Raw genomic sequence first — 13,315 nt, 5'->3', positions numbered from 1 at the left:
TCTCCTAAAATCTTGGCAGCGCCGGATCAGTAATGATCTTCGTAGCGCTTGGCGAGGTCATCGATATTCTCGGGCGGCCAGTTGTTGACGTCCATTCCGAGATGAAGCCCCATCTGTGCCAGGACTTCCTTGATTTCATTGAGCGACTTGCGGCCGAAATTCGGAGTCCGCAGCATCTCGGCTTCCGTCTTCTGGATGAGGTCGCCGATATAGACGATGTTGTCGTTCTTGAGGCAGTTTGCCGAACGGACCGACAGCTCGAGCTCGTCGACCTTCTTGAGCAGCGCAGGATTGAAGGCGAGTTCCGGGACAGCGTCCTGGGCCTTTTCCTTGGTGGGCTCTTCGAAGTTGACGAAAACCGACAGCTGATCCTGGAGAATGCGAGCGGCATAGGCCACGGCATCTTCCGGCGAAATCGCGCCATTGGTCTCGACCGACAAGGTCAGCTTGTCCTTGTCCAGGCTCTCGCCCGCACGGGTAGCATCAACCTTGTAGCTCACGCGGCGCACCGGCGAGAACAGCGCATCGACCGGGATATAACCGATCGGGGCGTCCTCGGGACGGTTCTTGTCGGCAGGGACGTACCCCTTACCGGTATCGACGGTGAACTCGATATTGATCTCGGCGCCGTCATCGAGGTGGCAGATGACCAGCTCGGGGTTCAGCACTTCAATGTCGCCGGAAACCTTGATGTCGCCAGCAGTGACGGCAGCCGGGCCCTGCTTGGAGAGGGTCAGGCGCTTCGGGCCTTCGCCACCCATCTTCAGGGCGATTTCTTTGACGTTGAGAACGAGATCGGTGATGTCCTCGCGCACACCAGGCAGCGAGGAGAATTCATGCAAAATGCCGTCAATCTGGATCGCGGTCACTGCCGCGCCCTGAAGCGACGACAGCAGCACGCGACGCAGAGCATTGCCCAGGGTAAGCCCGTAACCGCGCTCAAGCGGCTCGGCAACTACCGAGGCCAAGCGCGCGTTGTCGCTGCCCGAAACAATGTCCAGCTTGGTCGGCTTGATCAGTTCCTGCCAGTTCCTCTGGATCGTCACGGTATGTCCTTTCAAATTAGCGGCCATTCAGCCGCTCCGCCGCAAACACAATTGGACCCGCGGCCCGATGGGCCGGGAGATAGCCGATCGTCTTGGTTAGACGCGACGACGCTTGCGCGGGCGGCAACCATTGTGCGGGATCGACGTAACGTCACGGATCGAAGTGACATTGAAGCCGGCAGCCTGCAGAGCACGCAGGGCCGACTCACGGCCTGAACCCGGGCCACGCACTTCAACCTCAAGGGTCTTCATGCCGTGTTCCTGGGCCTTCTTCGCAGCATCTTCAGCAGCGACCTGAGCGGCATAAGGGGTCGACTTGCGCGAACCCTTGAAGCCCATAACGCCTGAGGACGACCAGGAGATGGTGTTGCCCTGCATGTCGGCGATGGTGATCATCGTGTTGTTGAAGGAGGCGTTCACGTGTGCGACGCCGGAGGTGATGTTCTTGCGCTCCTTACGACGGACGCGCGCGACTTCAGCTTTAGCCATTATAGTCCTCTAGGGTATCGGCGCTGCCGTAGTACCAGCAGCTCCACCACGGAAGAAGCGGATCAAGACATTTCGGCCAACTCATATCGAGCCACCCGAAAGACTTGCCCCGCCACTCCCAATTCAAATTTCGTGCCCCGCGGCCGCGGGACCCGTTTACTTCTTCTTGCCAGCGATCGGCTTGGCAGGACCCTTGCGGGTACGCGCATTGGTGTGGGTACGCTGACCACGAACCGGCAGGCCACGACGGTGACGCAGGCCACGGTAGTTGCCCAGGTCCATCAGGCGCTTGATGTTCATCGCCACGTTACGGCGCAGGTCACCTTCCACGACATAGTCGCGGTCGATGGCTTCACGGATCTGGATCACTTCGGCGTCGGTCAACTCGTTGACACGGCGCTCAGCCGGAATACCGACCTTGTCAGTGATATCCTTGGCGAATTTCTCGCCGATCCCGTGAATATACTGCAGCGCGATCACCACGCGCTTATTCGTCGGGATGTTGACGCCAGCAATACGAGCCACGTCTGCTCTCCTTCATTCACACGCGCCGTCGCGGCGGGTGCCTTTAAACAACAAGGGACCGGATTTCGACCCCCAACTAAGGGAGAACCGAATCCAGCCCAATGATCCATGAGACTGGTGCGGTTCTTTAAGGACAAGACAGGGCCGAGTCAACAGCCCATCCAGCCTCTTGTTTACTTGCCCAGGGCGGCCTGGATTGCAGCCGTAACCTCAGTCACGGGTGCCATGCCATCCACAGGCTTCAGAAGACCACGGCCCGAGTAATATTGGACCAGCGGTGCTGTCTGTTCAGAATAGACACCAAGGCGCTTGCGCAGCACTTCCTCGTTGTCGTCGGCGCGTGCGCCCTCCGATTCCTTGGCTCGGTTGATGACCCGCTTGACCAGCTCATCCGCCTCGGCCTTGATTTCGACGACGGCATCAAGGGCAATGCCCTTGTCTTCCAGCATCTGATCCAGCGCCTCAGCCTGGGCGATGGTGCGTGGAAATCCGTCGAGAATGAAGCCTGGCTTGCAGTCATCGGCGTCGAGACGCTCCGAAACAATGCCGTTGACGATCGTGTCGGAAACAAGGTCCCCGCGATCCACAATTGCCTTGGCTTCCAGCCCCAGAGGGGTTTTAGCCGCAATCGCAGCGCGAAGGATGTCGCCGGTCGAGAGCTGGGGAATACCATAGGCATCCACCAAAATCTTTGCCTGCGTCCCCTTCCCCGCACCCGGCGGGCCCAACAGGATCAACCTCATCGACGCTTGCCTCCTCCAAGACGGGATTTCTTCAGCAGCCCTTCATATTGCTGGGCCACCAGATGGCTCTGGATCTGGGTGATTGTATCAAGCGTCACCGTCACCATGATCAGCAGCGACGTGCCACCGATGAACTGGCTGACTGCCAACTGGCTGAACAGCACTTCCGGAATCAGCGCCACCACAGTCAGGTACAAGGCACCCGCCACCGTGATGCGCGTCAGCACATAGTCAATGTGCTGCGCTGTGCGCTCACCCGGACGGATACCGGGAATGAAGCCGCCGGAGCGCTTCAGATTGTCCGCCGTTTCAGTCGGGTTGAACACGATCGCCGTATAGAAAAAGGCGAAGAAGATAATGAAGAAGGCAAACAGCGCCAGATAAAGCGGCTGGCCGCGGCCCAGCAGCGCCGTCACCGTGGTAAGCCAGCCCGGGGCATTCCCCTGGGCAGCAAACGAGGCAATGGTTGCCGGCAGCAGCAGTAGCGAGGACCCGAAGATCACCGGGATCACACCGGAAGTGTTCAGCTTGAGCGGCAGATGCGAGGTATCGCCCTGAAACAGCTTGTTGCCCACCTGGCGCTTTGGATACTGGATCAGCAAGCGGCGCTGAGCGCGTTCAAAGAACACGATGATCGCAATCACGATCAACGCCAGCAGCAGCATGCCCAGGCCTGCAAAGGCCGGGATGGCGCCAGTACGGGCCAACTCGAGTGTCTGCGCCACAGTGGACGGCAGATTGGCGACGATACCGGCAAAGATGATCAGCGAAATACCATTGCCAACACCGCGCGCCGTGATCTGTTCGCCTAGCCACATCAGGAACATGGTGCCACCCACAAGGGTGATCACGGTCGAGATACGGAAGAACCAACCTGGATCGAGCACAACACCCTGGCTGCCTTCCAGACCCACGGCAATGCCATAGGCCTGCACGGCGCAGAACACGACCGCCAGATAGCGGGTGTACTGGTTGATCTTGCGACGGCCGGCTTCACCACCCTCCTTCTTGAGGGCTTCCAGGCGCGGCGACGCTGTCGAGACCACCTGCACCACGATGGAGGCAGTAATGTATGGAATCAGGTTCAGCGCAAAAATCGCCATACGCTCAACGGCGCCACCGGAAAACATGTTGAACATGCCGATGATGCCCTGCTGCGACTGTTCAAAAGTCGCGCGAAAAGCGTCTGGATCAATACCGGGAACCGGAATGAAGGTCCCAAGACGATAAACAAGCAGCGCTCCGAGAGTGAACCAGATGCGCTGCTGAAGGGCCTTGGCCTTCGAAAAGGTAGAGAAACTTAGATTACGTGCCAGCTGTTCGGCTGCGGACGCCATATACCGCTCCTATGGCTACAATGCCAGGTGCGCTCGGAGCGCTGGAGACGCATATATGGGATATGTGCCACCCAGACGCAACAAACCAAAGGAGCGCACCCAGCCGTCAGACCGGATGCGCCCTGCCAAGTGGATTACTTGGCGTGTGGGGTCTTCTTCCAGGTCTCTTTGACCGGGATGAGATCGAGCTTACCACCAGCAGCCTCGATGGCAGCGGTCGCGCCCTTGGTTGCATAATCAACCTTGAAGGTAACCTTCTTGGCCGAAAAGCCTTCCGAACCGATCAGGCGCACGCCGTCCTTGGGACGACGGATCACGCGGGCAGCGATCAGCGCAGCGGCGTCGATCACAGCCTTGGCGTCAAGCTTGCCGCTGTCGATATAGGCCTGGATGCGGTCGAGACGGACTTCATTGAAGTCGCTCGGGTTCCAGGCGTTGAAGCCACGCTTCGGCATACGCATGTGAAGGGGCATCTGACCGCCTTCAAAGCCGTTGATAGCCACACCGGCGCGAGCCGTCTGGCCCTTGCCACCGCGACCACCGGTCTTGCCGACGCCCGAACCAATGCCACGGCCAACACGGACGCGAACCTTATTGGCCCCGGGATTATCGCGAAGTTCGTTCAAACGAGTCATTGATCCGACCTTCCTTTACTCGCCGACAACGCGGACGAGGTGCGGGATCTTGTTGATCATGCCGCGAACTTCGGGCGTATCAACGAGCTCACGCTCTTTGTTCATCTTGTTGAGCCCGAGACCGATAAGGGTCGCGCGCTGGCTCTTTTCACGGCGGATCGGCGAACCAACCTGCTTGACGACGATGGTCTTAGCTTTTGCCATTGTACTTCTCCGGGCCCGCTATCAGGCTTCGACTGCAGTCTCGCCGCGGCGAGCCTGGAGTTCGGAAACCTTGATGCCGCGACGCGAAGCCACCGAACGGGGGCTATCAACGCGCTTGAGCGCGTCGAACGTGGCACGAACCATGTTGTAGGGATTTGCTGTGCCCTGCGACTTGGCGACGATGTCGTTGATGCCCAGCGTCTCGAAAACGGCGCGCATCGGACCACCGGCGATGATGCCGGTACCGGCAACGGCAGCACGCAGGATGACCTTGCCGGCGCCATGGCGACCGGTAACATCGTGGTGCAGCGTACGGGCATCGCGCAGCGGCACCCGGATCATCTGGCGCTTGGCCTGCTCGGTTGCCTTGCGGATGGCTTCGGGAACTTCACGGGCCTTGCCGTGACCGAAACCGACGCGACCCTTCTGGTCACCGACAACGACGAGGGCAGCAAAACCGAAACGACGGCCGCCCTTAACAACCTTGGCCACACGATTGATGTGGACCAGGCGATCGACGAACTCGCTTTCGCGTTCTTGAACGTCTCTGCTCATAATTCTCTTCCTCGCCGTTGTTAGAACTGCAGACCGCCCTCACGGGCAGCGTCTGCAAGGGCCTTAACACGGCCATGATAGATATAGGCGCCACGGTCGAACACGACCTCAGCCACACCGGCCTTCACGCCACGCTCGGCGATCAGCTTGCCGACAGCAACTGCTGCGTCGGCATTGCCGCCATTCTTGACCGAACCGCGCAGGTCCTTTTCGAGGGTCGAAGCGGCAGCCAGCGTACGACCAGTGGTGTCGTCGATGATCTGTGCGTAGATATTCTTGTCCGAGCGGAAAACGCTGAGACGGGGACGACCGAAGGCCCGAGCCTTGAGCGCCTTGCGGACACGTGCCTTGCGGCGTTCCGCACCTTTTGCCGAAATTGCCATCGGTGGCGCTCCTTACTTCTTCTTGCCTTCTTTGCGGAAGACCTGCTCGCCGGCGTACCGCACGCCCTTGCCCTTGTAGGGCTCGGGGGGACGCCAGCTGCGGATCTCGGCCGCAACTTGACCAACCTGCTGCTTGTCGATGCCGGTTACGACGATCTCAGTCGGCACCGGAACGGCAAGGGTGATACCCTCGGGAGCCTCATAGATCACTTCGTGGCTAAAGCCCAGCGACAGCTTGACATCCTTGCCCTGCATGGCAGCGCGGTAACCCACGCCCTGGATGGCCAGCTTCTTTTCGAAACCAGCACTCACCCCGGTGACCATGTTCTGGATCAGCGCGCGGGTGGTGCCCCAGGCGGCACGAGCCTCACGGGTGTCATTGGCGGGGGTGATGGAGATACCATCCGAACCCTGCTCGACATTGACGATATCCATGAGCTGCATGCTCAATTCGCCCTTGGGGCCCTTGGCAGACAGGGCGCGACCATCGATCGCTACCGTGACGCCGCTAACCGGGGCCACCGGTTTCTTGCCAGTACGTGACATAATGCTTCCTTGAGTAATCGTCTTGCCGATCTTCTAAGCCAGGTGGCTTAGAAGACGCGGCAGAGTACCTCGCCACCCACATTGGCAGCCTTGGCTTCGTGGTCGGCCATCACACCCTTGGGGGTGGAGAGGATCGAAACACCCAGGCCATTGGCAACCTGCGGGATATTCTTGACCGATGCGTACACGCGGCGACCAGGACGCGAGACGCGTTCGATCGTGCGGATAACGCCTTCATTGTCCGAATACTTGAGTTCAATCTCGTATTCGGCAGCGCCGTTCTCGAACTTGGTCTCCGAGTAGCCGCGGATGAAACCCTCGGACTGGAGAACATCCAGCACGCGACCACGAAGGGTCGAAGCCGGTGTCGAAACGGAATTCTTGCGACGCTCCTGAGCGTTGCGGATGCGGGTCAGCATATCGCCGATTGGATCGGAAAAGCTCATTTGATGTTCTCCTTACCAGCTCGACTTCACCAGACCCGGGATCAGACCCAGGTTGCCCAGCTGACGCAGGGCAATACGGCTCATCTTGAGCTTGCGATAGTAACCACGCGGACGACCGGACACTTCGCAACGGTTGCGAATGCGGACCTTTGCCGAGTTGCGCGGCATTTCAGCCAGCTGAAGGCTAGCCTTGAAACGCTCCTCGATGGGAGTGTCCTGGTTCTTGATGGTTGCCTTGAGGGCAGCGCGCTTGTCACCAAACTGCTTGTTGAGGGCAACGCGCTTCTTGTTCTTTTCGATGGAGCTGGTCTTTGCCATGTCCTGATCCTTTATCCCTTCCCTATGCCGCTTACGTGCGGAACGGGAAGTTGAAAGCCTTAAGAAGCGCACGCGCCTCATCGTCGCTCTGGGCAGTCGTGCAAATCACGATGTCCATACCCCAGACCTGATCGATCTGATCATAGTTGATCTCTGGGAAAACGATGTGTTCCTTCAGGCCCATGGCATAGTTGCCACGGCCGTCGAAAGCGTTCGGGTTCAGGCCACGGAAGTCGCGGACGCGCGGCAGTGCAATGTTCACCAGGCGATCCAGGAATTCGTACATGCGCGTCTTGCGCAGGGTAACCTTCACGCCCAGCGGCATGTTCTCGCGGACCTTGAAGCCTGCGATCGACTTGCGGGCATGAGTGATGACCGGCTTCTGGCCGGCAATCTTCTGCAGCTCATCAGCAGCCGACTTCACCTTCTTGGTGTCGTTGACAGCCTCGCCGACGCCCATGTTCAGCACGATCTTGTCAAGGCGCGGCAGCTCCATGACATTCTTGTAGGCAAACTGCTCGCGCAGCGCGGCCTTGATCGTGGTGTCGTATTCGGTCCGGAGACGCGGAACGTAAGCGGTCTCAGCCATCGATCTGATCTCCGGTGGTCTTGGCGACGCGGGTCTTCACGCCGTCCTTGATCTGGAATCCGACGCGGCTGGGCTTGCCATCCTTGTCGGCGACAGCCAGGTTCGAAAGATGGATCGGCGCTTCCTTGGAGAAAATGCCGGCATCGCTCGAGGCGGTCTGCTTCTGGTGGCGACGGACAAGGTTGATACCCTGGACAATCGCGCGGGTTTCGGTCGGGATGACGGACAGGACCTGACCGGTCTTGCCCTTGTCCTTGCCGGCCAGGACGACGACTTTGTCGCCCTTCTTAATCTTGGAGGCCATTACAGCACCTCTGGGGCAAGCGAGATGATCTTCATGTGGTTCTTGGCGCGGAGTTCACGCGGAACCGGTCCGAAGATACGGGTGCCGATCGGCTCCTTCTGATTGTTCAGAAGAACGGCGGCGTTCTTGTCGAAACGGATGACGGTGCCATCGGGACGACGGATGTCGGTTGCGGTGCGAACCACCACGGCCTTCATCACCTGGCCCTTTTTAACACGGCCGCGCGGAATAGCGTCCTTGACCGAAACGACAATAATGTCGCCGACCGAGGCGTATTTACGATGCGAACCGCCCAGCACCTTGATGCACATGACTCGCTTGGCGCCGGAGTTATCGGCGACGTCGAGATTGGACTGCATCTGGATCATGACTGGATGCCTTCTAGTTTATCGGCTGCACCGTCATCCGGCGCGCCGACCTGAATTGTTTCTCTTACGCAGACGGCGAAGAAGCTGGGACAAGTGCCCAACGCTTGTTCTTCGAAATCGGCGCTGTTTCCTCGATCCACACGGTCTGACCGACCTTGGCCACGTTGTTCTCATCGTGGGCGTGGTACTTCTTGGAACGACGCACGGTCTTCTTCAGAAGTGGATGGGTGAAACGGCGCTCGACGCGAACCACGATGGTCTTGTCATTAGCGTCTGAGACGACTGTTCCCTGCAAAACGCGCTTTGGCATGGGTGTGAATCCTTACTTAGCTGCGTTCTTTTGGCCGAGGATGGTTTTGATCCGCGCGACATCGCGACGGACTTCCTTCACCCGGGCCGGCTTTTCCAACTGCTGGGTAGCGCGCTGGAAACGCAGGTTGAACTGTTCTTTCTTCAGGTCGACGAGCTGATCTTTCAGTTCGTCTGCGGTCTTGGCCCGCACATCACTGGCTTTCATGCTCGTGTTCCTTAGTCGGCAATACGCGTGACAATACGCGTGGTGATCGGCAACTTCATTGCACCGAGGCGAAGCGCCTCCTTTGCAACGTCTTCGGGTACGCCGTCAATCTCAAAAACGATACGACCCGGCTTAACGCGAGCGGCCCAGTATTCCACCGAACCCTTACCCTTACCCATACGGACTTCGGTAGGCTTCTTGGAGACCGGCACGTCCGGGAAAATCCGGATCCATACGCGGCCCTGGCGCTTCATTTCACGAGTGATCGCACGGCGGGCAGCCTCGATCTGGCGGGCGGTAACACGCTCAGGCTCGGTGGCCTTGAGAGCGTACTGGCCAAAAGCCAGATCGGTACCACCCTTGGCCAGGCCATGGATGCGGCCCTTATGAGCCTTGCGGAATTTGGTTCTCTTCGGTTGCAGCATAATGAACTAACCTTCTTATGCGCGTTCGCGGTCGCGGTCGCCGCGTTCACGACGCGGTTCGCGCTCGCTACGCTGACCGCCTTCGCTACCTTCGGTGGCGCGACGCTCATGAGCCGACGGATCATGCTCAAGGACTTCGCCCTTGAAGACCCAGACCTTGATGCCGATGATGCCATAAGTGGTCTTGGCTTCAGCGGTACCGTAGTCGATATCGGCACGCAGGGTGTGCAGGGGCACGCGACCTTCGCGGTACCATTCGGTACGTGCGATGTCGGCACCGCCGAGACGACCACCAACATTGACGCGGATACCACCGGCGCCCATGCGGATTGCTGTCTGAACGGCACGCTTCATGGCACGACGGAAGGCCACACGGCGTTCCAGCTGCTGGGCAATGCCCTGGGCGACCAGCGTCGCATCGGTTTCCGGCTTGCGCACTTCAACAATGTTGATGTGCACTTCGCTGTCGGTGAACTTCTTCACCTTGGCGCGGATCTTGTCGATGTCAGCACCCTTCTTGCCGATCACGATGCCCGGACGGGCAGTGTGGATCGACACGCGGCACTTGCGGTGCGGGCGCTCGATGACGATCTTGGAAACCGCAGCGGCCTTCAGATCTTCCATCAGCATGGTGCGGATCTTCAGGTCTTCCTGAAGCAGCGAACCATATTCACCCTTGTTGGCGAACCAACGGCTGTCCCAGGTGCGATTGATGCCCAGGCGGAAGCCGATTGGATTGATTTTCTGGCCCATTATGCGGCCTCCTCAACTTGCCGGACGATGATCGTCAGATGCGAGAATGGCTTCTCGACACGTGCCGACTTGCCGCGACCGCGGGCCATGAAACGCTTCATCACCAGCGAATTGCCAACGAAAGCCTCAGCGACGACAAGTGCGTCGGTATCGAGACCGTGGTTGTTCTCGGCATTGGCGATGGCGCTTTCCAGCACCTTCTTGACCTGTCCCGAGATGCGCTTGTGGCTGAACTCGAGATCGGCCAGGGCCTTCTCAACCTTCTTGCCACGGATCAACTGCGCGACGAGGTTCAGCTTCTGAGGGCTGATGCGCAGCATGCGCAGGACAGCCTTGGCCTCGTTGTCTTTGAGAGCGCGCTCAGTCTTTGGCTTGCTCATCTTACTTCCTCTTGGCCTTCTTGTCGGCCGCATGACCGTAGTAGGTACGGGTCGGTGCGAATTCGCCGAACTTGTGGCCGATCATGTCTTCGGTGACGTTGACCGGAACATGCTTCTGACCGTTGTGGACACCAAAGGTGATGCCGACGAACTGCGGAAGAATGGTCGAGCGGCGGCTCCAGATCTTGACCACATCATTGCGGCCGGAAGACTGGGCCTTCTCGGCCTTCTTGAGCATGTAGCCGTCGACGAACGGCCCCTTCCAGATTGAACGGGTCATGACTTACCTGCCCTTCTTCACGTGACGGCTGCGAACGATGAACTTGTCCGTAGCCTTGTTGCTGCGCGTACGCTTGCCCTTGGTCGGCTTGCCCCACGGCGAAACCGGATGACGGCCACCAGAGGTACGGCCTTCACCACCACCATGCGGGTGATCGACTGGGTTCATGGTCACACCGCGGTTGACCGGCTTGCGGCCGAGCCAGCGATTGCGACCGGCCTTGCCGAGCGAGGTGTTGGCATGGTCCTGGTTGGACACGGCACCAACGGTCGCCAGGCACGTGCCATGCACGCGGCGCTGTTCACCCGAATTGAGGCGCAGAATGGCCCAACCCTGGTCACGACCGACATACTGGGCGTAGGCACCAGCCGAACGGGCCACCTGGCCACCCTTGCGGGGCTTGAGCTCGATATTGTGCACGATCGTACCGACCGGCATGCGTTCGAGCGGCATGGTGTTGCCCGGCTTCACGTCGGCGCCGTTCAGCGACGAAATGACCTTGTCGCCAGCACCCAGACGCTGCGGTGCCACGATATAGGCAAGCTCACCGTCTTCGTACTTGATCAGCGCGATCCAGGCCGTACGGTTCGGATCGTACTCGAGACGTTCAACAGTCCCGACTGCGTCGAACTTCACGCGCTTGAAATCGACCATGCGATAGCTGCGCTTGTGACCGCCACCACGGTGGAACGCAGTAATGCGACCACGGTTGTTACGACCACCGGATTTGCTGAGGCCTTCGGTCAAAGCCTTGACCGGGGCACCCTTCCACAGGTCCGAACGGTCGGTCGTCACCAGGGTGCGACGGCCTTCGGAGGTGGGATTGTAAGTTTTTAGAGCCATTTTGCTGTCTCTTGTCCCTTAGAGGCCGGTCGAGATATCGATCGACTGGCCGTCGACGAGAGTCACGATAGCCTTCTTGACGTCATTGCGGACACCAACCTTGCCACGGAAGCGCTTCACCTTGCCCTTGCGGACCAGGGTGTTCACTGCCTTGACCTTGACCGAAAAGAGCTGCTCGACGGCAGTCTTGATATCGGTCTTGCTGGCATCAATCGCCACGTCGAAAACGACCTGGTTGTATTCCGAAGCCATCGTCGACTTTTCAGTCACAACGGGGTTACGGACGATGTCGTATGCGGCAAGCTTGTTCATGCGAACCTCGCTTCGAGCGCTTCCAGCGCTGCCTTGGTCAGGACGAGCTTGTCGCGCTTCAGGATCGAAACAACGTTGATCCCCTGGATCGGCAGCACGTCGATATTCGGGATGTTGCGAGCGGCCAGAGCGAAGTTCTGGTCGACATTTGCACCATCAATGATCAGCGCGTTGGCCCATGCCAGCTTGCCGAACGTGGTCCGCAGGGCTGCCGTCTTGGCTTCCTTCTGGACGACGCTGTCAATAACGATCAGCGAGCCAGCCTGGGCCTTGGCGGAAAGCGCATGCTTGAGAGCCAGTGCGCGCACCTTCTTGGGAAGATCGATAGCATGGCTGCGCGGCGTCGGACCGAATGCACGGCCACCACCACGAAACTGTGGAGCCTTGCGATCGCCGTGACGAGCGCCGCCGCCCTTCTGCTTCTTGAACTTCTTGCCCGTGAGCGCGCCTTCAGACCGGTTCTTCACGTCATGCGTGCCGGACATGGCCTTGAGCTGCTGGTAGCGAACCATGCGGTGCAGGATGTCAGGACGGACTTCGAGGCCGAACACAGCGTCCGTAACCTCGACCTTACCGGCCGACTTACCTTCAAGAGTAGTTACCTGGAGTTCCATTTACTTTGCTTCTCCCGCAGCTGCGGCCTCGAACGAGCCCGGGAAGGCAGCGTTCGCGGGAGCCGGCTTCTTGACGGCGTCCTTGATCATGATCCAAGCGCCCTTGGAGCCTGGAACCGAACCCTGGATCATGATCAGCCCACGCTCCACGTCGGTCTTGACGACCTTGACGTTCTGCGTGGTGATACGACGATCACCCATGTGGCCCGGCATCTTCTTGTTCTTGAAGGTCTTGCCCGGATCCTGGCGACCACCGGTCGAACCGATCGAGCGGTGCGACACGGACACACCGTGCGAAGCGCGCAGACCACCGAAGTTCCAGCGCTTCATACCGCCGGCAAAACCCTTACCGATGGACGTTCCGGTCACGTCGACCAACTGGCCGTCGGCAAAATGGTCGGCCTTGAGCGTTGCGCCAACCTCGATGAGGTTGTCGGCATCCACGCGGAATTCAGTCACGTGACGCTTCGGCTCGACTTTGGCAACGGCGTACTGGCCGCGCTCAGCCTTGGAGACATTCTTCGGCTTTGCCTGTCCAGCACCCAGCTGCAGGGCAACATAACCGTCCTTCTCGACGGTACGCTGGCCAACAACCTGACAGTTCTGCAGGGCCAGCACCGTCACCGGGACGTGATTACCGTCCTCTGTGAAGATGCGGGTCATCCCCAGCTTCTGTGCGATCAATCCAGAACGCATCGGTTTT

The 13,315-nt window shown here is 59.3% G+C and carries 25 protein-coding genes; all 25 read right to left on the bottom strand.

Annotation, left to right across the window (positions count from 1 at the left end):
• Positions 1–26 precede the first annotated feature (26 nt).
• Positions 27–1,073, bottom strand: coding sequence for a DNA-directed RNA polymerase subunit alpha (locus tag NIM87_RS00630; RefSeq protein WP_254672701.1), 1,047 nt, complete (start codon positions 1,071–1,073; stop codon positions 27–29).
• A gap of 69 nt (positions 1,074–1,142) precedes the next feature.
• Positions 1,143–1,535, bottom strand: coding sequence for a 30S ribosomal protein S11 (rpsK, locus tag NIM87_RS00625; RefSeq protein ID WP_086469598.1), 393 nt, complete (start codon positions 1,533–1,535; stop codon positions 1,143–1,145).
• A gap of 156 nt (positions 1,536–1,691) precedes the next feature.
• Entirely contained in the window at positions 1,692–2,060 is a 369-nt protein-coding gene (gene rpsM, locus NIM87_RS00620) for a 30S ribosomal protein S13 (protein ID WP_254672700.1), read from the bottom strand.
• 173 nt (positions 2,061–2,233) lie between these two features.
• A complete protein-coding gene (locus NIM87_RS00615) occupies positions 2,234–2,803 on the bottom strand; it encodes an adenylate kinase (protein WP_254672699.1) in 570 nt (189 codons plus the stop codon).
• Positions 2,800–4,140, bottom strand: coding sequence for a preprotein translocase subunit SecY (secY, locus tag NIM87_RS00610; RefSeq protein ID WP_254672698.1), 1,341 nt, complete (start codon positions 4,138–4,140; stop codon positions 2,800–2,802). Before secY ends, NIM87_RS00615 begins: the two co-directional genes overlap by 4 nt.
• Positions 4,141–4,274: 134 nt before the next feature.
• Positions 4,275–4,775 (bottom strand): 50S ribosomal protein L15, encoded by a 501-nt coding sequence (rplO, locus tag NIM87_RS00605; RefSeq protein WP_254672697.1) that lies wholly within the window; start codon positions 4,773–4,775, stop codon positions 4,275–4,277.
• Positions 4,776–4,790: 15 nt separating this feature from the next.
• Positions 4,791–4,979 (bottom strand): 50S ribosomal protein L30, encoded by a 189-nt coding sequence (rpmD, locus tag NIM87_RS00600; RefSeq protein ID WP_254672696.1) that lies wholly within the window; start codon positions 4,977–4,979, stop codon positions 4,791–4,793.
• A gap of 21 nt (positions 4,980–5,000) precedes the next feature.
• Complete coding sequence (rpsE, locus tag NIM87_RS00595) at positions 5,001–5,534, bottom strand: 30S ribosomal protein S5 (RefSeq protein ID WP_254672695.1); 534 nt, start codon at positions 5,532–5,534, stop codon at positions 5,001–5,003.
• Between the two features lie 20 nt (positions 5,535–5,554).
• Complete coding sequence (gene rplR / locus NIM87_RS00590) at positions 5,555–5,917, bottom strand: 50S ribosomal protein L18 (RefSeq protein ID WP_254672694.1); 363 nt, start codon at positions 5,915–5,917, stop codon at positions 5,555–5,557.
• A 12-nt stretch (positions 5,918–5,929) separates the two neighbouring features.
• Positions 5,930–6,463 carry a 50S ribosomal protein L6 gene (gene rplF, locus NIM87_RS00585; RefSeq protein WP_254672693.1) on the bottom strand — a complete coding sequence of 178 codons (534 nt, stop codon included), beginning with the start codon at positions 6,461–6,463 and terminating at the stop codon, positions 5,930–5,932.
• A gap of 47 nt (positions 6,464–6,510) precedes the next feature.
• Positions 6,511–6,909 carry a 30S ribosomal protein S8 gene (rpsH, locus tag NIM87_RS00580; protein ID WP_056308241.1) on the bottom strand — a complete coding sequence of 133 codons (399 nt, stop codon included), beginning with the start codon at positions 6,907–6,909 and terminating at the stop codon, positions 6,511–6,513.
• Positions 6,910–6,921: 12 nt separating this feature from the next.
• Positions 6,922–7,227 carry a 30S ribosomal protein S14 gene (gene rpsN / locus NIM87_RS00575; RefSeq protein ID WP_254672692.1) on the bottom strand — a complete coding sequence of 102 codons (306 nt, stop codon included), beginning with the start codon at positions 7,225–7,227 and terminating at the stop codon, positions 6,922–6,924.
• A gap of 31 nt (positions 7,228–7,258) precedes the next feature.
• The gene (rplE, locus tag NIM87_RS00570; protein WP_254672691.1) at positions 7,259–7,816 is read right to left on the bottom strand and encodes a 50S ribosomal protein L5; all 558 of its coding nucleotides are present in this window, start codon (positions 7,814–7,816) and stop codon (positions 7,259–7,261) included.
• A complete protein-coding gene (gene rplX, locus NIM87_RS00565) occupies positions 7,809–8,120 on the bottom strand; it encodes a 50S ribosomal protein L24 (RefSeq protein WP_254672690.1) in 312 nt (103 codons plus the stop codon). The genes rplE and rplX overlap by 8 nt, the downstream gene beginning before the upstream one ends.
• On the bottom strand, positions 8,120–8,488 hold the full coding sequence (gene rplN / locus NIM87_RS00560) for a 50S ribosomal protein L14 (RefSeq protein ID WP_086469610.1): 369 nt from the start codon (positions 8,486–8,488) through the stop codon (positions 8,120–8,122). Before rplN ends, rplX begins: the two co-directional genes overlap by 1 nt.
• Positions 8,489–8,552: 64 nt before the next feature.
• The gene (rpsQ, locus tag NIM87_RS00555) at positions 8,553–8,798 is read right to left on the bottom strand and encodes a 30S ribosomal protein S17 (protein ID WP_254672689.1); all 246 of its coding nucleotides are present in this window, start codon (positions 8,796–8,798) and stop codon (positions 8,553–8,555) included.
• A gap of 12 nt (positions 8,799–8,810) precedes the next feature.
• Positions 8,811–9,005, bottom strand: a complete 195-nt coding sequence (gene rpmC / locus NIM87_RS00550) for a 50S ribosomal protein L29 (RefSeq protein WP_254672688.1) — start codon at positions 9,003–9,005, stop codon at positions 8,811–8,813.
• Between the two features lie 11 nt (positions 9,006–9,016).
• Entirely contained in the window at positions 9,017–9,430 is a 414-nt protein-coding gene (gene rplP, locus NIM87_RS00545; protein WP_254672687.1) for a 50S ribosomal protein L16, read from the bottom strand.
• 15 nt (positions 9,431–9,445) lie between these two features.
• Entirely contained in the window at positions 9,446–10,183 is a 738-nt protein-coding gene (rpsC, locus tag NIM87_RS00540; RefSeq protein ID WP_254672686.1) for a 30S ribosomal protein S3, read from the bottom strand.
• A complete protein-coding gene (rplV, locus tag NIM87_RS00535) occupies positions 10,183–10,563 on the bottom strand; it encodes a 50S ribosomal protein L22 (protein ID WP_035080834.1) in 381 nt (126 codons plus the stop codon). Before rplV ends, rpsC begins: the two co-directional genes overlap by 1 nt.
• A 1-nt stretch (position 10,564) precedes the next feature.
• Entirely contained in the window at positions 10,565–10,843 is a 279-nt protein-coding gene (gene rpsS, locus NIM87_RS00530) for a 30S ribosomal protein S19 (RefSeq protein ID WP_254672685.1), read from the bottom strand.
• 3 nt (positions 10,844–10,846) lie between these two features.
• Complete coding sequence (gene rplB, locus NIM87_RS00525; RefSeq protein WP_254672684.1) at positions 10,847–11,686, bottom strand: 50S ribosomal protein L2; 840 nt, start codon at positions 11,684–11,686, stop codon at positions 10,847–10,849.
• Between the two features lie 18 nt (positions 11,687–11,704).
• On the bottom strand, positions 11,705–11,998 hold the full coding sequence (locus tag NIM87_RS00520; RefSeq protein ID WP_254672683.1) for a 50S ribosomal protein L23: 294 nt from the start codon (positions 11,996–11,998) through the stop codon (positions 11,705–11,707).
• The gene (gene rplD / locus NIM87_RS00515; protein ID WP_254672682.1) at positions 11,995–12,612 is read right to left on the bottom strand and encodes a 50S ribosomal protein L4; all 618 of its coding nucleotides are present in this window, start codon (positions 12,610–12,612) and stop codon (positions 11,995–11,997) included. Before rplD ends, NIM87_RS00520 begins: the two co-directional genes overlap by 4 nt.
• Positions 12,613–13,308, bottom strand: coding sequence for a 50S ribosomal protein L3 (rplC, locus tag NIM87_RS00510; RefSeq protein ID WP_254672681.1), 696 nt, complete (start codon positions 13,306–13,308; stop codon positions 12,613–12,615).
• Positions 13,309–13,315: the final 7 nt, after the last annotated feature.

The organism is Devosia ureilytica (assembly GCF_024273195.1).
GTDB lineage: Bacteria > Pseudomonadota > Alphaproteobacteria > Rhizobiales > Devosiaceae > Devosia > Devosia ureilytica.
Note: the sequence above shows the minus strand (reverse complement) of the source record. Positions and strands in the feature narration are given on the sequence as shown.

What these genes read in the sequence shown, in the direction of transcription:
- rplF (WP_254672693.1), bottom strand. Translation starts at nt 6,463, where the DNA reads ATGTCACGTACTGGCAAGAAACCGGTGGCCCCGGTTAGCGGCGTCACG.
- rplO (WP_254672697.1), bottom strand. Translation starts at nt 4,775, where the DNA reads ATGACTCGTTTGAACGAACTTCGCGATAATCCCGGGGCCAATAAGGTT.
- rplX (WP_254672690.1), bottom strand. Translation starts at nt 8,120, where the DNA reads ATGGCCTCCAAGATTAAGAAGGGCGACAAAGTCGTCGTCCTGGCCGGC.
- rplB (WP_254672684.1), bottom strand. Translation starts at nt 11,686, where the DNA reads ATGGCTCTAAAAACTTACAATCCCACCTCCGAAGGCCGTCGCACCCTG.
- rpsN (WP_254672692.1), bottom strand. Translation starts at nt 7,227, where the DNA reads ATGGCAAAGACCAGCTCCATCGAAAAGAACAAGAAGCGCGTTGCCCTC.
- rplP (WP_254672687.1), bottom strand. Translation starts at nt 9,430, where the DNA reads ATGCTGCAACCGAAGAGAACCAAATTCCGCAAGGCTCATAAGGGCCGC.
- rpsS (WP_254672685.1), bottom strand. Translation starts at nt 10,843, where the DNA reads ATGACCCGTTCAATCTGGAAGGGGCCGTTCGTCGACGGCTACATGCTC.
- secY (WP_254672698.1), bottom strand. Translation starts at nt 4,140, where the DNA reads ATGGCGTCCGCAGCCGAACAGCTGGCACGTAATCTAAGTTTCTCTACC.
- rpsE (WP_254672695.1), bottom strand. Translation starts at nt 5,534, where the DNA reads ATGAGCAGAGACGTTCAAGAACGCGAAAGCGAGTTCGTCGATCGCCTG.
- rplD (WP_254672682.1), bottom strand. Translation starts at nt 12,612, where the DNA reads ATGGAACTCCAGGTAACTACTCTTGAAGGTAAGTCGGCCGGTAAGGTC.
- rpsC (WP_254672686.1), bottom strand. Translation starts at nt 10,183, where the DNA reads ATGGGCCAGAAAATCAATCCAATCGGCTTCCGCCTGGGCATCAATCGC.
- NIM87_RS00630 (WP_254672701.1), bottom strand. Translation starts at nt 1,073, where the DNA reads ATGGCCGCTAATTTGAAAGGACATACCGTGACGATCCAGAGGAACTGG.
- rplE (WP_254672691.1), bottom strand. Translation starts at nt 7,816, where the DNA reads ATGGCTGAGACCGCTTACGTTCCGCGTCTCCGGACCGAATACGACACC.
- rplC (WP_254672681.1), bottom strand. Translation starts at nt 13,308, where the DNA reads ATGCGTTCTGGATTGATCGCACAGAAGCTGGGGATGACCCGCATCTTC.
- rplN (WP_086469610.1), bottom strand. Translation starts at nt 8,488, where the DNA reads ATGATCCAGATGCAGTCCAATCTCGACGTCGCCGATAACTCCGGCGCC.
- rplV (WP_035080834.1), bottom strand. Translation starts at nt 10,563, where the DNA reads ATGAGCAAGCCAAAGACTGAGCGCGCTCTCAAAGACAACGAGGCCAAG.
- rpsQ (WP_254672689.1), bottom strand. Translation starts at nt 8,798, where the DNA reads ATGCCAAAGCGCGTTTTGCAGGGAACAGTCGTCTCAGACGCTAATGAC.
- rpmD (WP_254672696.1), bottom strand. Translation starts at nt 4,979, where the DNA reads ATGGCAAAAGCTAAGACCATCGTCGTCAAGCAGGTTGGTTCGCCGATC.
- rplR (WP_254672694.1), bottom strand. Translation starts at nt 5,917, where the DNA reads ATGGCAATTTCGGCAAAAGGTGCGGAACGCCGCAAGGCACGTGTCCGC.
- NIM87_RS00520 (WP_254672683.1), bottom strand. Translation starts at nt 11,998, where the DNA reads ATGAACAAGCTTGCCGCATACGACATCGTCCGTAACCCCGTTGTGACT.
- NIM87_RS00615 (WP_254672699.1), bottom strand. Translation starts at nt 2,803, where the DNA reads ATGAGGTTGATCCTGTTGGGCCCGCCGGGTGCGGGGAAGGGGACGCAG.
- rpmC (WP_254672688.1), bottom strand. Translation starts at nt 9,005, where the DNA reads ATGAAAGCCAGTGATGTGCGGGCCAAGACCGCAGACGAACTGAAAGAT.
- rpsK (WP_086469598.1), bottom strand. Translation starts at nt 1,535, where the DNA reads ATGGCTAAAGCTGAAGTCGCGCGCGTCCGTCGTAAGGAGCGCAAGAAC.
- rpsH (WP_056308241.1), bottom strand. Translation starts at nt 6,909, where the DNA reads ATGAGCTTTTCCGATCCAATCGGCGATATGCTGACCCGCATCCGCAAC.